Source organism: Flavobacterium kingsejongi, assembly GCF_003076475.1.
GTDB classification, from domain to species: Bacteria; Bacteroidota; Bacteroidia; order Flavobacteriales; family Flavobacteriaceae; genus Flavobacterium; species Flavobacterium kingsejongi.
In genome coordinates this window covers 60,318-76,675 of the sequence record NZ_CP020919.1, presented here as the reverse complement: position 1 = coordinate 76,675, position 16,358 = coordinate 60,318, and the positions used below count along the sequence as shown (strand labels likewise).

The 16,358-nt window shown below is 37.1% G+C and carries 16 protein-coding genes; 11 read left to right on the top strand and 5 right to left on the bottom strand.

The features are described 5' to 3' along the window. The first annotated feature begins 27 nt into the window (after positions 1-27). Positions 28-1,314 (top strand): glutamate-1-semialdehyde 2,1-aminomutase, encoded by a 1,287-nt coding sequence (gene hemL, locus FK004_RS00325; protein WP_108735454.1) that lies wholly within the window; start codon positions 28-30, stop codon positions 1,312-1,314. Between the two features lie 98 nt (positions 1,315-1,412). Here the strand turns inward: hemL and FK004_RS00320 are convergent, their stop codons facing one another. Both FK004_RS00320 and FK004_RS00315 read right to left on the bottom strand, forming a co-directional pair. Then, entirely contained in the window at positions 1,413-1,736 is a 324-nt protein-coding gene (locus FK004_RS00320; RefSeq protein ID WP_108735453.1) for a hypothetical protein, read from the bottom strand. 76 nt (positions 1,737-1,812) lie between these two features. Beyond that, a complete protein-coding gene (locus tag FK004_RS00315) occupies positions 1,813-2,274 on the bottom strand; it encodes a hypothetical protein (RefSeq protein WP_108735452.1) in 462 nt (153 codons plus the stop codon). 122 nt (positions 2,275-2,396) lie between these two features. Here FK004_RS00315 and FK004_RS00310 point away from each other — a divergent pair, with 122 nt between their 5' ends. The 5 genes from FK004_RS00310 (at position 2,397) to FK004_RS00290 (ending at position 6,856) form a co-directional block, all read left to right on the top strand. Beyond that, positions 2,397-2,771, top strand: a complete 375-nt coding sequence (locus FK004_RS00310; protein ID WP_227871644.1) for a hypothetical protein — start codon at positions 2,397-2,399, stop codon at positions 2,769-2,771. Positions 2,772-2,876: 105 nt separating this feature from the next. After that, positions 2,877-3,686, top strand: coding sequence for an MbnP family protein (locus FK004_RS00305; RefSeq protein WP_108735451.1), 810 nt, complete (start codon positions 2,877-2,879; stop codon positions 3,684-3,686). 58 nt (positions 3,687-3,744) lie between these two features. Further along, on the top strand, positions 3,745-4,791 hold the full coding sequence (locus tag FK004_RS00300; protein ID WP_108735450.1) for a cytochrome-c peroxidase: 1,047 nt from the start codon (positions 3,745-3,747) through the stop codon (positions 4,789-4,791). Between the two features lie 5 nt (positions 4,792-4,796). Further along, a complete protein-coding gene (locus FK004_RS00295; protein ID WP_108735449.1) occupies positions 4,797-5,756 on the top strand; it encodes a transporter family protein in 960 nt (319 codons plus the stop codon). Positions 5,757-5,923: 167 nt separating this feature from the next. Then, positions 5,924-6,856 carry a glycerophosphodiester phosphodiesterase family protein gene (locus FK004_RS00290; RefSeq protein ID WP_108735448.1) on the top strand — a complete coding sequence of 311 codons (933 nt, stop codon included), beginning with the start codon at positions 5,924-5,926 and terminating at the stop codon, positions 6,854-6,856. A gap of 97 nt (positions 6,857-6,953) precedes the next feature. Here the strand turns inward: FK004_RS00290 and FK004_RS00285 are convergent, their stop codons facing one another. Then, positions 6,954-7,289, bottom strand: a complete 336-nt coding sequence (locus FK004_RS00285) for a hypothetical protein (RefSeq protein WP_108735447.1) — start codon at positions 7,287-7,289, stop codon at positions 6,954-6,956. A gap of 151 nt (positions 7,290-7,440) precedes the next feature. Beyond that, entirely contained in the window at positions 7,441-9,147 is a 1,707-nt protein-coding gene (gene lysS / locus FK004_RS00280) for a lysine--tRNA ligase (RefSeq protein WP_108735446.1), read from the bottom strand. Between the two features lie 253 nt (positions 9,148-9,400). On the opposite strand from lysS, the gene lipB reads away from it, so the two are divergent. Beyond that, on the top strand, positions 9,401-10,120 hold the full coding sequence (lipB, locus tag FK004_RS00275; protein WP_108735445.1) for a lipoyl(octanoyl) transferase LipB: 720 nt from the start codon (positions 9,401-9,403) through the stop codon (positions 10,118-10,120). 8 nt (positions 10,121-10,128) lie between these two features. Here lipB and FK004_RS00270 read toward each other — a convergent pair whose 3' ends face one another. After that, on the bottom strand, positions 10,129-10,740 hold the full coding sequence (locus FK004_RS00270; RefSeq protein WP_108735444.1) for a ribonuclease HII: 612 nt from the start codon (positions 10,738-10,740) through the stop codon (positions 10,129-10,131). Between the two features lie 195 nt (positions 10,741-10,935). On the opposite strand from FK004_RS00270, the gene FK004_RS00265 reads away from it, so the two are divergent. The 4 genes from FK004_RS00265 (at position 10,936) to FK004_RS00250 (ending at position 16,305) form a co-directional block, all read left to right on the top strand. Further along, a complete protein-coding gene (locus FK004_RS00265; RefSeq protein WP_108735443.1) occupies positions 10,936-13,977 on the top strand; it encodes a SusC/RagA family TonB-linked outer membrane protein in 3,042 nt (1,013 codons plus the stop codon). 14 nt (positions 13,978-13,991) lie between these two features. Next, positions 13,992-15,479, top strand: coding sequence for a RagB/SusD family nutrient uptake outer membrane protein (locus FK004_RS00260; RefSeq protein WP_108735442.1), 1,488 nt, complete (start codon positions 13,992-13,994; stop codon positions 15,477-15,479). Between the two features lie 16 nt (positions 15,480-15,495). Beyond that, positions 15,496-15,945: a hypothetical protein gene (locus tag FK004_RS00255; protein ID WP_108735441.1), complete on the top strand. Its 450-nt coding sequence runs from the start codon at positions 15,496-15,498 to the stop codon at positions 15,943-15,945. 72 nt (positions 15,946-16,017) lie between these two features. Further along, positions 16,018-16,305 (top strand): hypothetical protein, encoded by a 288-nt coding sequence (locus FK004_RS00250; RefSeq protein ID WP_108735440.1) that lies wholly within the window; start codon positions 16,018-16,020, stop codon positions 16,303-16,305. Positions 16,306-16,358 lie beyond the last annotated feature (53 nt).

Sequence of the window (16,358 nt, the reverse complement as noted above, 5' to 3'; positions counted from 1 at the left end):
CTTTTTTGAAATTTGAAAAACAAAACTATGTTATACGAAAGAAGTAGCCAGCTTTTTGCTGAAGCAGAAAAAGTCATTCCTGGTGGCGTAAATTCTCCGGTAAGAGCCTTCAAGTCAGTAGGCGGAACACCCATTTTTGTCCAGAAGGCAAAAGGTGCTTATCTTTATGATGAAGATGGCAATCGTCTTATCGATTATATAAATTCCTGGGGTCCGATGATCTTAGGCCATGCCTATGAGCCGGTTGTAAATGCTGTTGTGGAACGGGCCAAACTGGGTACTTCATTCGGTATGCCAACGGCTTTGGAAACTGAAATCGCACAACTTGCTGTAAAAATGGTTCCCGGAATCGATAAGATTCGTTTTGTAAATTCGGGGACAGAAGCTTGTATGAGTGCCGTACGATTGGCAAGGGGTTTTACAAAGAAAGATAAAATTATAAAATTTTCCGGATGTTACCACGGTCATTCCGATTCTTTCCTGATCCAGGCGGGGAGCGGAGCGATTACTTTTGGAGCGCCCAATAGTCCGGGTGTTACAGCTGGAACTGCAAAAGATACATTGTTAGCACGCTACAATGACCTCGAAAATGTGGCTGATATCATTCGGGCAAATTCAGGTGAAATTGCCGCAATCATTATTGAGCCTGTCGCAGGAAATATGGGATGTGTGCCGCCAGCAAAAGGTTTTTTGGAAGGATTACGGGCTTTGTGTACTGAAAATGGTATACTATTACTATTTGACGAAGTAATGACTGGTTTCCGATTGGCACAAGGTGGTGCACAGGAACTGTTCGGTATCCAGGCGGACATCGTGATGTTTGGCAAAGTGATTGGGGGCGGGCTTCCTGTAGGAGCATTTGCCGCCCGTCAGGAAATTATGGATTATTTGGCACCACTTGGGCCAGTATACCAGGCCGGGACACTTTCGGGTAATCCGTTGGCGATGGCAGCTGGACTTACTATGCTGCAGGAAATACACAATGACGCTACACTTTTTAACCGTTTAGCTGAAAAAACAGCATACTTAGAAAAGGGAATCGACAAGAAATTGCAGGAGTATGGTATTAAATACACTATAAACCGTGTAGGATCGATGATCTCTGTACATTTTGATGAAAGACCCGTGACAGATTTTGAGAGCGCTAAAAACGGAGATAACGATACTTTTAAAAAGTTTTTCCATGGATTGCTGAAAGAAGGTATTTACATTGCACCTTCGGCCTATGAAACCTGGTTTATAACTGATGCATTAAGCTACGAAGATCTTGATTATACTATTGAAGCTGTAGGGAAGGTTGCAGCGACTTTCTAATCGTTTACAGTAAGCAAAAAGAGCCTTGAAATATAAATTCCAAGGCTCTTTTTTTTTATAAAAAAGGCTGTCTATTGCGACAGCCTCTAAAATGAGCATTATTTTATTAAGCGATTCAGTAGTTCTGGATTAGCTTCCAATTTCTGAATTTCAGTAGTATCAAAAATACTTTTTATCTTGCGAAGAGTGGATTCAGCAATCAAATTTTTTCTTTCGTCGCTCAACGTTTTGTCTTCCAGTCTTCTGTACTTGTCAAAAAGTATTTTTTGTAAATCCTTTTGTTTTTCCGGTGTTATCTTAATGTATTCCATAGCGGCATATACATCTTTTTTTACAGAAGTATCAATACTATTTTCTTGTTGTGCATTCGCAGAAAAAGTAACAGCAAAGAAAAGTACTAATAGCGTGACTATTTTTTTCATGATAATAAGTTAGTTAGATAATTTGTGTTTCAAATCTAATTAATTTATCAGTCAACACAAAACTATTTTCTTAAATCTAAACCTTTTTATTGGTAGAAGATTCGTTTTTTTTGTGATTTTCTGCTCTTTTTTGGCGTTTTTCTGAATTTAATTTATCAAGCTTTACCAATTGCTCCGGAGTAAGGATTTTTTGAAACTGCTCTTTTACAGCAGTTCGATTAGCTTCCATTTCAGATTTCCGTGCTTGGCGTTCCTCTTTAGTCAGTGTTTTTTTACTGTCTTTGTCCGCTTTGTGTACTGCAAAATTTGCTTCTCTTTTTTCATTCTGTGCGATCAGGATTTTTTCAACCTCTTTTTGTTGTGCCGCAGTCAGGTTTAACGTTGCAGTAAGTTTTTGTAACTGTCGCTGTGCTCTTTGTTCCGGATTAAGTTGCTCCCGTTTTGGTTTTGCGTCATTGGTTGCGGTATTTTTTACTGCTTCTTGTGCAAATGTTGTCATTCCGACAATCAATAATGCGCCTACTAACCATTTTTTCATAATCTTTATTTTTTAATTGTTCGTGAGGATAAGACATTGAAAAAAGGAAAAGGTTTAATCGATGTGAGATTTAAATTGGATTAATATAAAATAATTGTTTTTTGATCACTAAATTTGCCACCGTGAAAAAAATCATAATCATATTCTCTTTGCTAATTGTGCTAAAACCCGTTATTCCGGTTTTGCAGTATGCTGCCAATTATGATTATATTGCTACTGTGCTTTGTGTGAATAAAGCAAAGCCGGAAATGCATTGTAATGGAAAGTGCCATTTGATGAAAGAGCTTGCAAAAGCTTCGGAAAATGAAAAACCGTCTTCATCAGAAAAGAAAAATTCAAACGTAGAGGTGAATTTACTTTTTGCACATGAAATTCCAGATTATAATTGTATCGTATTTCGCAACGATAGCGGTATCAAAACACCTTTGAGCCGTGAGAACCTCTATGCTCCGGCTGATTTATTTTCGATCTTCCACCCACCCATTTTTATTTCTTAAAAAAAATCTGTTTTACATCAGTTAATGATGATTTATGCCTTGGCCGTATGTACTGCTCAAAGGCATGACTATGCATTCAAAAAATTTAAAAATAAACTTTAAGAAATGAAATTACAATTAAAAAATATCATAGCTGTAGTGGCTATCAGTACCCTTATGTTCTCTTGCAGCAGTGATGATGATACTCCTATTGTTGAAGGAAGTACCGGAAAAATGGAGATTGAATTTGATAATTCTGTTAATGGAGATGACCTGATACTCAATACAAACTATCTGAATACCAATGGTGAAACGCTGAAGATTTCACGGTTTTCTTATATCGTATCTAATTTTGTGCTCATTAGTGCTGATGGGACTGAAAAAGTATATCCTAAAAATGAAAGTTATTTTATTATTAATGAAGGGGAGCAGCTTACCACAGTACATCTGGTAAATGTCCCATCTGGAGATTATGTGAAGATTCGTTTTGGACTTGGTGTGGATCAGGATCGTTACGGGCAAGGAGAAACTGCACAACAGGATTTCTGGGATGTTGCTGCAGCGAATAATCTTACCTGGACCTGGTCGACAGGATATCGTTTTATAAATTTCCAGGGTACGTTCACTTCCCCGTTAGTTTCGGGTGAAAAAGAATTTATGGTGCATCAGGGGAGTAATTCTGCAACCGATAATTACCGTGAGATTACCCTTGATTTCCCTACTACTGCAAAAGTGCGAACAGATGCTTCTCCGGCAGTTCATTTGATTGTGGATGCGAATAAAATCCTGGATGGAGAGGCCAAACTGAAACTATCCGATTATATGAACGTGGCCAATACGTCAGCCAGTATTATGGGAGGCCAGGCGTTAATTACAATTGCCGGAAATACTACCAGAATGTTTGTGGTGGATCACGTACATGCAAACGGACACTAAAAAGTAGTTTATCATCCTTACGGAGCCCTTTGGTTTCGTAAGGATAAACTCAAATAAGATGAATAAACTACTGTTTCTTTTGGTAACGTTCTGCTTCATAGGATGCCAGAACGATGATGCTGCGGAATATACTGAAATTGATACGCCAATGGCTTTTCAGGTTCCTTCCAATTTTCCGCCTTTAGCCTATGTTATTGCAAATAATCCTCCCACTACAAAAGGATTTGAATTAGGGAGAAAGTTGTTTTATGACGGCAGGCTATCTTCAGATGGTACAGTTTCGTGTTCTTTTTGCCATGAGCAAGCTACTGCATTTACACATCATGGGCATGATTTCAGTCATGGTGTTAATAATCTCGAAGGGATACGCAATGCACCCGCCATCCAGAATATGGCTTTTCAAACGGCTTACTTTTATGATGGGGCTTCAGCGAATCTTGAAATGCTATCAATAGTCCCTATCCATAATCCTGTGGAAATGAATGAGACGCTGGAGAATATTGTGCAAAAGCTCAAAGGGGATGCGAAGTATAAAAAACTGTTTGCAGAGGCCTTTAACGGTGCTGAAATCAGTTCTAATTATATGCTGAAAGCATTGGCGCAATTTATGACCATGATGGTTTCTGCCAATTCCCGATACGATCGTTATGTGCGTAATGAACCCGGAGCTACCTTGACCCAACAGGAGCTTACAGGTAAGGAATTATTTACACAAAAGTGTGCTTCCTGCCATACCACCGATCTTTTTACAGATAGTTCCTTTCGGAATAACGGCTTGCCACCGAATCCTTTTTTGAATGATAAGGGTAGGGAGGTAGTGACGGGATTCGAGTATGATCGCTATAAATTTAAGGTTCCAAGTCTTAGGAATGTAGCTTTGACAGCGCCTTATATGCATGATGGGCGATTTGGCTCTTTGCAATCGGTGCTTAATTTTTACTCGGGCGGAATGTTGCATTCTGATACACTCGATCCGTTGCTGAATCAGGATGGCCAATTGGGAATACCATTGGATCAGCAACAAAAAGAAGCGTTAATTGCATTTTTGAAAACATTAACTGACGAAGAATATATAGTGAATCCGCTATTTTATTTTCAAACCTAATTACAATGAAAAAATATATTTTATTAGTTACGATTTTACTATCAACTCTTGCTTTTAGCCATGAGCGCATGGATACAATTGCAAAATATCATTTTCAGAAAATGATGTTTTTTGATGATGACGATTGTGATACTTGTGGCTGCTCAGCAAGTGGGGGAAGTATGGGATTTAGTTCAATGCTGAACCAGAATTTTGTGGGGCTACGCTATATCCGTCAAAGTTACAGTACCCGGGACGGAATTTTTAATAATTCACCCTGGATCGACCAGACTTTTAATACCGTTCAGGCCTGGGGAAGAATTCCAGTTTCAAAAAAGATTCAGATTACTGCTTTGGTGCCCTATCATTTTCATGAAAATGAAAAAACAACTGGTGCACAATCGATCAGTGGACTAGGAGATATTACGGTGATGGCCTTATATACCGTTTTTGAAACCACCAGGGATACAGCTGTTTTTAAACATACTGTTCAGTTGGGTGGTGGTGTGAAAGCGCCTACAGGGAAATATAATAAGGAGAATAATGGTAGTGTTAATCCCAGTTTTCAGGTAGGAACAGGAAGCTGGGACTATGTACTTGCGACGGAATATATCGTTCGGAAAGACAATCTCGGACTGAATACGATGTTGAATTACACCATTAAAACCGAAAACGCAGATCATTACCAGTTTGGAAATCAATTTAATTATGGGAGCACATTATTTTATGCCTTTTCTACGGCTAAAATGAGTTATGTTCCACAGTTAGGGATTGCAGGTGAAGTAACCGAAAGTAATAAAGAATATGGACATAATACATTGAAAACGACTTCTGGCGATATCTTCTTTGGTAAAATTGGAATGGAGATTGGGAGAGACCGCTTTTCGTTAGGGCTCAATGCGATGTTACCTATTAATCAAAACCTGACCGGAGGTTTGGTGAAAGCGGACTACAGATGGTCTGTGAATTTGAATTATAGCTTATAAGAATAATGTACTCTAATTAAGAAAAGAGCGCATTCTGTCCGTCAGAATGCGCTCTTTTTTATTGAAATTGGGATTCTTTTTTTAATGCTGTAAAAAATTTCATAAAGCGGCTGTAGCGCCTGTTGGGTTGCTATGGAAATTGTACTTTTGTCAAAAATAATAAAGCTATGTTATATAAATTGCGCATCTTCGGAATCGCCATTGCGATGGCACTTGTAGGATGTGGTGGTGCAAAACAGCCATCCAGATACCTTTTGAAATTCAAGACTACAGCAGAACTTCAGGCTTTTCTACGCTATGATAAAGGGCATTCCATTCCCCTGGTCAGTGCGCATCGTGGTGGGCCAACGGTAGGATATCCTGAAAATTGTACACCAACTTTTAGCAATGCCACGCGTTTTCATCCCGCTGTTATTGAAACGGATATCGCTTTAAGTAAAGATTCGGTTTTGGTAATGATGCATGATAATACACTGGACAGAACAACAACAGGAACCGGAAAAATCGAGAATTATGTTTTTGAAGAGTTGAGAAAACTACGACTTAAAGATACGGAAGGAAAAGTTACAGAGTATAAGATAGAGACACTTGACGAGGTTTTGCAGTGGAGTAAGGACAAAGTGATTCTAAATCTCGATATTAAGAAAGGTGTGCCTTTTAGAATGATTGTTGATGCTGTCCGGAAAAATAAGGCAGAATCTTATGTGGTTATTATTACCTATAATGCGAACCAGGCTGCAGAAATTGCGGCACTTGCACCGGATCTTATGATTTCAGTTTCTGCACGTGGTAAAGAAGATGTAGAGCGTATGGAACAATTAGGTGTTAAAGCTGAAAAAATGATTGCTTTTGTAGGGGTTTCGGAACCTAAACCCGAAGTATATGAATACCTGCATTCCCGTGGAATAAGCTGCATATTGGGTACTATGGGGAATTTAGATAAAAGGGCCAAAACAAATGGTGATGATTTGTATGCAAAACTGGTAGAAAATGGCGCAGATGTACTTTCGACAGATCGTAATCAGGAAGCCGGAGCCGCACTTCTGAAATTAATGAAAGAGCGGGGATTGACTTCCAGACATATTATAGAAGTCAAATAAGAGCAATAAAAAAGTCCCGGATTTCCGGGACTTTTTTTGAATTAATTGTATTGAACCTCAGAGTAAGTGTTGTTATGATTACTGAGAAGGGAATACCTTATTTTATTTCCTGAGTTAATCTTCTGTATAATTCAGGGTTTGATTTTAGTTTTTGTAATTCTTCAGGAGATAATTGTTTTGCAAGAGCAGCCTGAGTTTCGGTGATAATGGTATTTTTATCACTTTCGGTAATTTTAGATTCAGCCAGGATTTTATTCTTGCGATAAATCGTATTGGTTACTGTCTTTTGAGTATTTTCATCAAGATGAAGGTAGCTATTCAGTTCAATCAAATCATTTTTAGTGGAAGTAGCAGCGTTTGGTTTAGTGTCCTGTGCGGTTGCACTGATTGTTATTGCAAATAAAAATGCAAGGATAGCGAATGTTTTTTTCATAATTGTATTGTGTTTTTTTGTTTGATCTTTAGGGTTTCAAATCTAATTTATTTTACCATAAAAACAAAATTGTTTTTCGCCTGATTGTGAAATCAATAGCGGTATTAAATTAAAAAGGAGAAATTCATTGAATTTCTCCTTTAGATATCGATTATTTTTCGTGGTATTCGGCAGTTTTGTTCTCGCCGTCAACAACTACTTTTAAAATCCCGTGTTTAGAAAGTGCTTTCATAGCGGTATCCCATTTTTTGCCACTTAAATCGGATTGTATTTTTAATAGATTTAGCGGCATGGCGTTAGCATTGCTTTTTAAGAGGTCAATAATTGCTTTTTCCTCTTCCGTCAAATCAATTTGAACCGTTCTTTTCTCCGGACGCATTTGTGGGAAGAACAATACTTCCTGGATAGAGGCATTGTTAGTCAGGAACATAATCAGTCGGTCCATTCCGATTCCTAGGCCTGAAGTTGGAGGCATTCCATATTCTAACGCTCTTAAGAAGTCATTGTCAATGAATTGTGTCGCTTCATCATCTCCTCTTTCGGAAAGTTGTAACTGGGCTTCAAAACGTTCTCTTTGGTCAATAGGGTCATTAAGCTCAGAATACGCATTCGCAACTTCTTTTCCACACACCATCAGTTCAAAACGTTCTGTAAGTTCCGGATTATCACGGTGCTCTTTACAAAGCGGACTCATTTCTTTTGGGTAATCTGTTATAAAGGTAGGTTGGATAAAATTGCCTTCACATTTCTCTCCAAATATTTCATCTATTAGTTTTCCTTTCCCCATTGTGGCATCTACAGGAATACCCATGCCTTTTGCAGCTTCAAATATTTCCTGTTCCGATTTTCCTGAAATATCAAAACCGGTAAATTGCTTAATTGCATCGGTCATGGTAACGCGGGCATAAGGAGCTTTAAAGCTTACTTTATGTTCGCCAAATGTAGCATCTGCCACACCATTTACTGCGATAGCACAATGTTCCAAAAGGTTTTCGGTGAATTCCATCATCCAGTTGTAGTCTTTATAAGCTACATAAATTTCCATTGCTGTAAATTCAGGATTATGAGTACGGTCCATACCTTCATTGCGGAAATTTTTAGAAAACTCATAAACCCCGTCAAAACCACCTACAATAAGTCGTTTTAAATACAATTCATTGGCAATCCTCATATATAAAGGAATGTCAAGTGAATTGTGGTGTGTTATAAATGGGCGTGCTGCTGCACCACCTGGAATGGATTGCAATATTGGTGTTTCAACTTCGAAATAGCCTTTGTCGTTAAAAAAGTTACGCATCGCATTGAACAGTTTTGTTCTTTTGATAAATACTTCTTTTACCTGTGGGTTAACAACAAGGTCAACATATCTTTGGCGGTAACGCAATTCAGGATCGGTGAATCCATCGTGTATGTTTCCTTCAGTATCCGTTTTTGGAAGTGGAAGTGGGCGCAATGTTTTGCTTAGCAGGGAGAATGTATTTACCCGGATGGATTGTTCACCTACCTGTGTGGTGAATAACTCTCCTTCAACACCGATAAAATCCCCTAAGTCAATTAGTTTTTTGAACACTTCGTTATAAAGCGTTTTATCTTCGTCAGGACAAATTTCATCACGGTTGATGTAAATCTGAATTCTTCCTTCACTATCCTGTAAGGAGGCAAATGATGCTTTTCCCTGAATACGGGTACTCATTACTCTTCCTGCTACAATAACTTTCTTTCCTTCTTCAAAAGTATCCTTGATTTGCTTTGAGGTATGGTTTACCGGAAACAAATTGGCGGGATAGGGGTTGATGCCGAGTTCTTTTAATCGGCTCAGTTTTTCTCTTCTGACGATTTCTTGTTCTGAAAGTTGCATAGTGTATTAATTTTAAGGCTGCAAAGATACAGTTTTTATTTTATTTTATACATTTTGTTAGTATTTGCATCCATGTATTTTGGAGGTATAGTTATTTGTCATATTACTTTTTAAGAGCTTATAATTGATGTTTTTTTGTTTTATAAAAAAGCTTTTCTGTAAGTAGTATAAGACAAAACAGACTTTTAGCCGGATGTTGAATTTGTGCTGTTTTAGTTTGTAACTTTGTGGGACTACAAAATCAGGATTTGTGATGGGTAATAAAAAAATTTTATTAGAAGATTTAGGTCGTAAGGATTATAAAGAGAGCTGGGAATACCAGGAAAAATTATTCCAGGGTGTGGTGGATCTAAAAATCAAAAACCGGAGAGAAGCATTGGAACTGCAAACGCCGAACTATTTGCTGTTGGTGGAACATCCGCATGTGTATACTTTAGGCAAGAGTGGAAGTATGGATAATATGCTCCTAAGCGAAACGCAACTAAAAGATAAAGGAGCTGTTTTTTATAAGATCAACAGAGGTGGGGATATTACGTACCATGGCCCGGGTCAAATCGTAGGCTATCCTATTTTGGATTTAGAGAATTTTTTTACAGACATCCATAAATACCTTCGCTTTTTGGAAGAGGTGATCATACTGACTTTGGCAGAATACGGAATAACCGGAACAAGGAGTGATGGGGAAACTGGAGTTTGGCTGGATGCCGGCACACCGTTTGCGCGAAAAATTTGTGCTTTGGGAGTCCGTGCTTCCCGTTGGGTTACTATGCATGGTTTTGCATTCAATGTGAATTCTGATATGGGTTATTTTGATCATATCATCCCTTGTGGTATCCGCGGTAAAGCAGTTGCGTCCTTAAATATAGAATTAGGTGTCGAAAAGGTTGATGAGGCAGAAGTAAAATCAAAATTGCTGAAGCATTTCAGTACTTTGTTTGAAGCGGAGTTTATTGAAATGGCTAAAACGGAGTAATCAGGAGCTTAAATTGCTTCCGTAAGCTCGAGTGTTAATTGCTCGGGTAAAAGGCGGAATGACATACGGTGGTATTTTGTAGTGCCATATTTTCTGATGGCTTCCCGATGTTCTTTGGTGGGGTAGCCTTTATTTTGTTTCCAATTGTACATTGGGAATTCTTCATGAATCATGTTCATATATTCATCCCTGTAGGTTTTGGCCAATACGGAGGCTGCTGCAATGCTTAAATATTTGCTGTCTCCTTTGATGATACAGCTGTGCGGAATGTTATCTACCGGCTTAAAGCGATTACCGTCTACAATAATATAGTTAGGTATAGGCTGTAATTTTTTAATGCTTTCCTGCATCGCATGTATCGACGCATTCAGGATGTTGATTTCATCTACTATAGAAGGTTCAATATGCGTCACGGAATAGCACAAAGCACTTGCTTCGATTATTGGTTTCAATAAATCCCTGTTTTTTTCTGAAAGTAGTTTGGAGTCATTCAGGAGATCATTTTTAAAATCCTCCGGCAGAATAATAGCGGCTGCAGTAACCGGTCCTGCCAAACAACCTCTCCCGGCCTCATCGGTGCCGGCTTCTAATGTTAAATTACTGTAACATTTTAAAAGCATCTTTTTTTTGGTAAAAATATAAAATTTGAGTGAACATCTTAGACATTATCACATATTTTGAATGAGATTGTAGGATAACCTTAAGTTTGGTGCTTTTTTTTTAACACAGATCAAAAGTATTATTAGGTGTTAATATTTGGTTATTTAAGAAATTATTAAGAAGTTTGCCAGATAACTAACTCAAATAAATTTAATATGAGATCGAAGTTCAAATGGATTTTTACGCTTTTATTAGCGTTTTCAATGCAGTTTTCGTTCGCACAACAGAAAACTGTTACTGGTGTAATCACCGAAGGGGGATTGCCTTTACCCGGTGTAAGTGTGCTTGTTAAGGGTACTTCAAGAGGTACTCAAACCGATGTTGATGGTAGATATTCTATATCAGCTAATCAAGGTGAGGTTTTGGTTTTTAGTTCTATAGGAATGAAGACTAAATCTGTAAGTGTTGGAGCTTCAAGTACTGTTAGCTTAGCATTGGAGCCAGATGCAGAAGATTTAGGTGAGGTTGTTGTTGAAGGGTACAAAAAAACAACAAGAGCCAAGTCGAATAATGCAGTTGTTACTGTTTCGGCAGGAAAAATTGAAGGGCGTCCAAATGCAAACTTTATTCAGACTTTACAAGGTCAGGTTGCGGGTCTGAATATTACTACAGGTTCTGGTCAGCCAGGATCTAATAGTACGGTTATCTTAAGGGGAGCTGGTTCTATCAATGGTAATATTGAGCCGTTGTATATTATTGATGGTGTGCCTTTGAATGTGGACAACTTCAGGACTATTAACCCTAATGATATTGAGTCTGTGTCAGTTCTTAAAGATGCTGGGGCAACTTCTATCTATGGTAATAGAGGAGCAAATGGTGTAATTGTTGTAACAACCAAAAAAGGTAGTTTCGATTCTGCATTAGAAATAAAATACCAATCTACTTATGGACTAACTGAATTACAGAAAAATAAGTACAATACAATGGGTTCTGCTGACTTACTAAGAACAGAAAGAGCATACGGTGTTGGAAGAGGGTTTGGTAAAACAGATGATCAAATTAATGCGTTAGCTAATGTTAATACAAACTGGAAAGATGTATTTTTTAGAACAGGAGTTTCACAAAACCATGTGTTAAACCTTACTTCAGGAAGTAAAAATTTATCTTCTTTTACCTCTATTGCTTATTTAGGGCAGGAAGGTATTCTTAATACAACTGATCTGAACCGTTTCAATTTTAGAAATAACCTTAACGGAAGATCAGATAATAAGAAATTTACTTATTCTACAAATGTAACTGTAAACTACTCCAGAAGAAATGAAGCAACTAACGTTGGGACAGGTGGTGTAAATCAGAATTATGTATTAGGAGCTAATAACTCATTGCCATATATATCACCAAATGAATATGTGAACAGTGCACAATTATTAGATTTATATAATACAAGTGGTAGTTTGGCCTTAACGCCATTATTTCTATTGGATAAATTGAGTAATGATAATTTCATTGCTCGTACAGAAGAGTTAAAATTAATTTTGAGCGGAACTTTAGGCTATGAATTAGCAGAAGGTTTGAATTTAGGAACCAGAATTGGTGTTGATTATACTCAAAATAATAGCTTAACATCTCAAAGTCCAACTTCTTTCAACTCTTTGTTGTTCCAGGTTGATAATGAATTCCTTGGTTTTCAAAGTGAAGGATTTACTAGAGACGTACAAATAACTGCTGTTACAAGTTTAAAATATAGTAAGACATTCAATGAAAAGCATACTTTAGACCTTGGGGCTTATACAGAATATAATAAAGGACATTATAAGTCTTTTAATTACAGACAGGATGGTTTAGATCCTATTACATATTCTCCAGGAAACGGCAGTGGTTTTGTAGGTTTTAATCCACAAACACCTGAGTTTTATGTTCCTACAGTAGGAGCTTCTAAAATTGAAAGTGGTATGTTCTCGTATTTTGGTACTGCTGATTACGATTACGATTCTACTTATGGCATTGGTGCAACAATCAGACGTGATGGATCTTTCCGATTTACAGGAGATAATCAGTGGGCTACTTTTTGGTCTGTTTCTGGACGTTGGAATATCAATAATGAGAGCTTTATGGAAAATTCAGTATTTGATATGCTGAAATTAAGAGGTTCTTATGGTACTACAGGTAATCAATTGATCGTTGGTCAAAACGGATTTAATGGGGTTAGCTTACCTTACAACTTAAGTAATTTTGGTAACTCATATAATAATGCTAATGCATACGCTTTTGTACAGATTGGAAATCCAAATTTAAAATGGGAAACTGTAAAACAAGCTAATATTGGTTTGGATTTTGAAGTATTCCAAAGTAGATTAAGTGGTAGTGTTGACGTTTATGAGAAGAAAACAGAAGATTTGTACCAAGGGGTTCCATTATCTGCGGTAACTGGTTTTACTGAAATCAATGATAACTTTGGTTCATTGAGAAACAGAGGTATTGAATTAAGTGTTCGATATGATGTAGTACGAAATGCTACTGATGGATTTAAATTTTCTGTATACGGTAATGGTTCTTATAACAAAAATGAGTTAGTGAAATTACCAAGCGAAAACGGTTTGGTATGGGATGGTGGCTTAACGGCTAACAGAGAAGGTGATGTTTTGAATCAATACTATTTAGTTAAATATGCAGGGGTTAACCCAGCAAATGGTAACCTTTTGTTTTATGACAAAAATGGTGCTTTGACTGAAAATCCAAACGACAGTGATAGGGTATTTACAGGTAAATCTGCTTTGCCAGTTTATCAGGGTGCATTTGGATTTGATACTTCTTACAAAGGATTTTTTATTGCTACTCAATTCACTTTTGTTGCTGATATTGACAGGTATGATTATGATTTATCTGGTTTGCAAGATCCGTCTAACTTAGGACAGTTTAATGTTTCTACAGATCTTTTAAGAGCTTGGACTCCAACTAACAGAGTTACTGATATTCCTAGTTTGAATGCAACTAACTTAGCATTAGATTCTTTTTCTGACAGAAACTTAAAAGATGCTTCTTATATCAGACTTCGTAGTTTGACAGTAGGATACGATTTTCCACAAAGGTTTTTAGATCAAACATTTATTAAACATTTGAGAATTTTTAGCCAGGCAGAAAATTATGTGACTTGGTCTAAATGGCGTGGTTGGGATGCAGAAAGTACAAGAGCTGCTGACCAATACCAATATCCAACTCCAAAAATTCTTTCTTTTGGGTTAGAAGTTCAATTTTAAAAAAAAAACGTATTATGAAAAAAATAAAAATTTGTTTATTATTATTGGTAGGAATCTTTGCTTCCTCCTGTGATGATGCACTGGATATTACACAACCAGGGCAAACAAGTCCTGAGGCAACATTTACCTCAATACAAGGTTTAGAATTGAATCTTGCAGGAGTATATGGAAGATTAAATTATGAAAACACGATTTCCTTTTCTACAGTTTTTACTGACGAAGTTGGATTGGGTGTAAGTAATGGTGGCCAAGGAATCAATGATGGTAGTTATTCTTATGTATTAAATACAGGATCAGACGGACCTAACTCTATTTGGTCTTCTTATTATAGCTGTATCAATAATTGCAACCGTTTATTAATTGGAGCACAAAGTGTTCCAATTAACTCTGATGATGATCAAGAAAAATTTGATCATATCTTAGCTCAGGCTAAGGCAATCAGAGCTTTTGCTTATTTTCAATTGTTGTCTTATTTTTCTACTGATTTAGCAGATGATTCTGCTTTAGGAGTAATGCTTTTCGAAGATGCACCAGTATACGGTTCACCTACAATTCCAAGAAGTACTAATGGTGAAGTTTTTGCTCTGATCAATTCAGATTTAGATTTTGCTGTTGATAACCTTGATGAAACATTATATTCTTCAGGAGACAATACTGCTTTCTTTATTTCTAATAATTTTATCAATGCTTTTAGAGCAAGGATGGCTGCTTTTAGAGAGGATTATGTTACTGCAGAAATGTATGCTGATCAAGTAATGGGTACAGTTGGGCTTTCTTCTTATACAGAGTATCCTGCGATATGGAATGATAGCCAAAATGGAGAAGTTATTTTTAAATTATCTCGTTCAATAAATGATGCTAAAGTAGGTAGTATCTGGGCAAGTGTAAATGCTTCTGTGACAGGTTCACCGTTTTTTGAAATTGGACGTTCTCTATTTAATTTATATGATGCAGCGAGAGATATTCGTTATAAAGTTGTAATGCACCCTTCTGGTCAGCCAGCTCAGGATTATCAAAATACTCCAAATTATAGAGCAGATGATATTCTTCCGGTTGGTAAATATACACGTACAGAAAATACCAATTTATTAGCAGATATTAAAGTATTCCGTGTTTCTGAGATGTATTTCATCAAAGCTGAGGCAAGAGCTGCTGCTGGAGATTATGCTGGTGCTGCTGCTGTGTTATATGAAGTAATGGAAGCTCGTTATAATCCAAATTCTGCACCTCCTACACTTCCTGTTTTTGCAAATGCACAACAAGCTTGGGCTGGTATTTTGCAAGAAAGAAGAAAAGAATTGGCTTTCGAAGGTCACCGTTATGTTGATTTAAAACGTTTGGCTGTTAAAGCGGGTGTTACTATTGATAGAGATCCTAAAGATTGTGAATTTAACAATTCTTGTACATTCTCTAACACAGATCATAGATGGACATTACCAGTTCCTACAACAGAACTTACTGCGAATCCTCAAATTAGAGGACAGCAAAATCCTGGTTACTAATTTTTTAAATTGAATTATGAAAAATATAAAACTTTTTTTAATCCTTTCGTTACTGGCACTTTTTACAGGCTGTGATGAAGATCAGGTTATCTTCGATAATCAAAATGGATTCGCTCAATCTGCTTTCGGGGCGGTTGGACAAAATTATGGTGTTTTTGATGATGGATCGCGTGTTGCTGAAGTAAGAGTTGATGTTACTACAGTTTCCAGTGTTGATAGAACAATTGCAGTGTCAGTTAATGCAGCTAAGTCAACTGCTACTCCTGCAATGTATACTATTGAAAGTACTTCTTTATTTGTACCAGCAGGTGCTAATAATGGTTATATCAAGGTTACAGGGCATTATGATGCTATACCTGCTTTCCAAATATTCCGTTTGGTTTTAGATCTTACGGATGTTGCAGGTACACATGTTGATCCTGCTTTATCAGAGCACACAATTATTCTACAACAAGCTTGTACGTAAGGTGCTGCGGGACTTTATAATGTAACTGTTGATGTTTAAGGTGATGCTGCGCCAAGCCATCAGGTTACTTTAGTGGCAACAGGAGCTGATAATACTTTTTCTATAACTTCTTCTTGGGGACCTGCTTTTGTAGCTGCTCTTACAGGGAACAATGCTTATTTAAATAGATATCTTTATCCAGGAAATATAAAAATTAATTGTGATGATACAGTTGTTTTTACAGGAACTGATACAGGGACCTATGATACAGGAGGAACTGGAACATTTGATGAGGCTACGGGTAAGATTACAATTGACTTATCTCAGGGATTGTTTACTGGTTCATTTATAACTACATGTGTGTTTACACCAGTACCATAAGGATGGGAATATAATTTTTAACAAAACCTTTCACGACTTGTCGTGAAAGGTTT

Excerpts from the sequence above, each read along its gene's own strand:
- FK004_RS00290 (WP_108735448.1), top strand. The coding sequence starts at position 5,924 with ATGTTATATAAATTGCGCATCTTCGGAATCGCCATTGCGATGGCACTT.
- lysS (WP_108735446.1), bottom strand. The coding sequence starts at position 9,147 with ATGCAACTTTCAGAACAAGAAATCGTCAGAAGAGAAAAACTGAGCCGA.
- FK004_RS00265 (WP_108735443.1), top strand. The coding sequence starts at position 10,936 with ATGAGATCGAAGTTCAAATGGATTTTTACGCTTTTATTAGCGTTTTCA.
- FK004_RS00285 (WP_108735447.1), bottom strand. The coding sequence starts at position 7,289 with ATGAAAAAAACATTCGCTATCCTTGCATTTTTATTTGCAATAACAATC.
- FK004_RS00255 (WP_108735441.1), top strand. The coding sequence starts at position 15,496 with ATGAAAAATATAAAACTTTTTTTAATCCTTTCGTTACTGGCACTTTTT.
- hemL (WP_108735454.1), top strand. The coding sequence starts at position 28 with ATGTTATACGAAAGAAGTAGCCAGCTTTTTGCTGAAGCAGAAAAAGTC.
- FK004_RS00305 (WP_108735451.1), top strand. The coding sequence starts at position 2,877 with ATGAAATTACAATTAAAAAATATCATAGCTGTAGTGGCTATCAGTACC.
- FK004_RS00295 (WP_108735449.1), top strand. The coding sequence starts at position 4,797 with ATGAAAAAATATATTTTATTAGTTACGATTTTACTATCAACTCTTGCT.
- FK004_RS00270 (WP_108735444.1), bottom strand. The coding sequence starts at position 10,740 with ATGCTTTTAAAATGTTACAGTAATTTAACATTAGAAGCCGGCACCGAT.
- FK004_RS00300 (WP_108735450.1), top strand. The coding sequence starts at position 3,745 with ATGAATAAACTACTGTTTCTTTTGGTAACGTTCTGCTTCATAGGATGC.
- lipB (WP_108735445.1), top strand. The coding sequence starts at position 9,401 with ATGGGTAATAAAAAAATTTTATTAGAAGATTTAGGTCGTAAGGATTAT.
- FK004_RS00320 (WP_108735453.1), bottom strand. The coding sequence starts at position 1,736 with ATGAAAAAAATAGTCACGCTATTAGTACTTTTCTTTGCTGTTACTTTT.
- FK004_RS00315 (WP_108735452.1), bottom strand. The coding sequence starts at position 2,274 with ATGAAAAAATGGTTAGTAGGCGCATTATTGATTGTCGGAATGACAACA.
- FK004_RS00260 (WP_108735442.1), top strand. The coding sequence starts at position 13,992 with ATGAAAAAAATAAAAATTTGTTTATTATTATTGGTAGGAATCTTTGCT.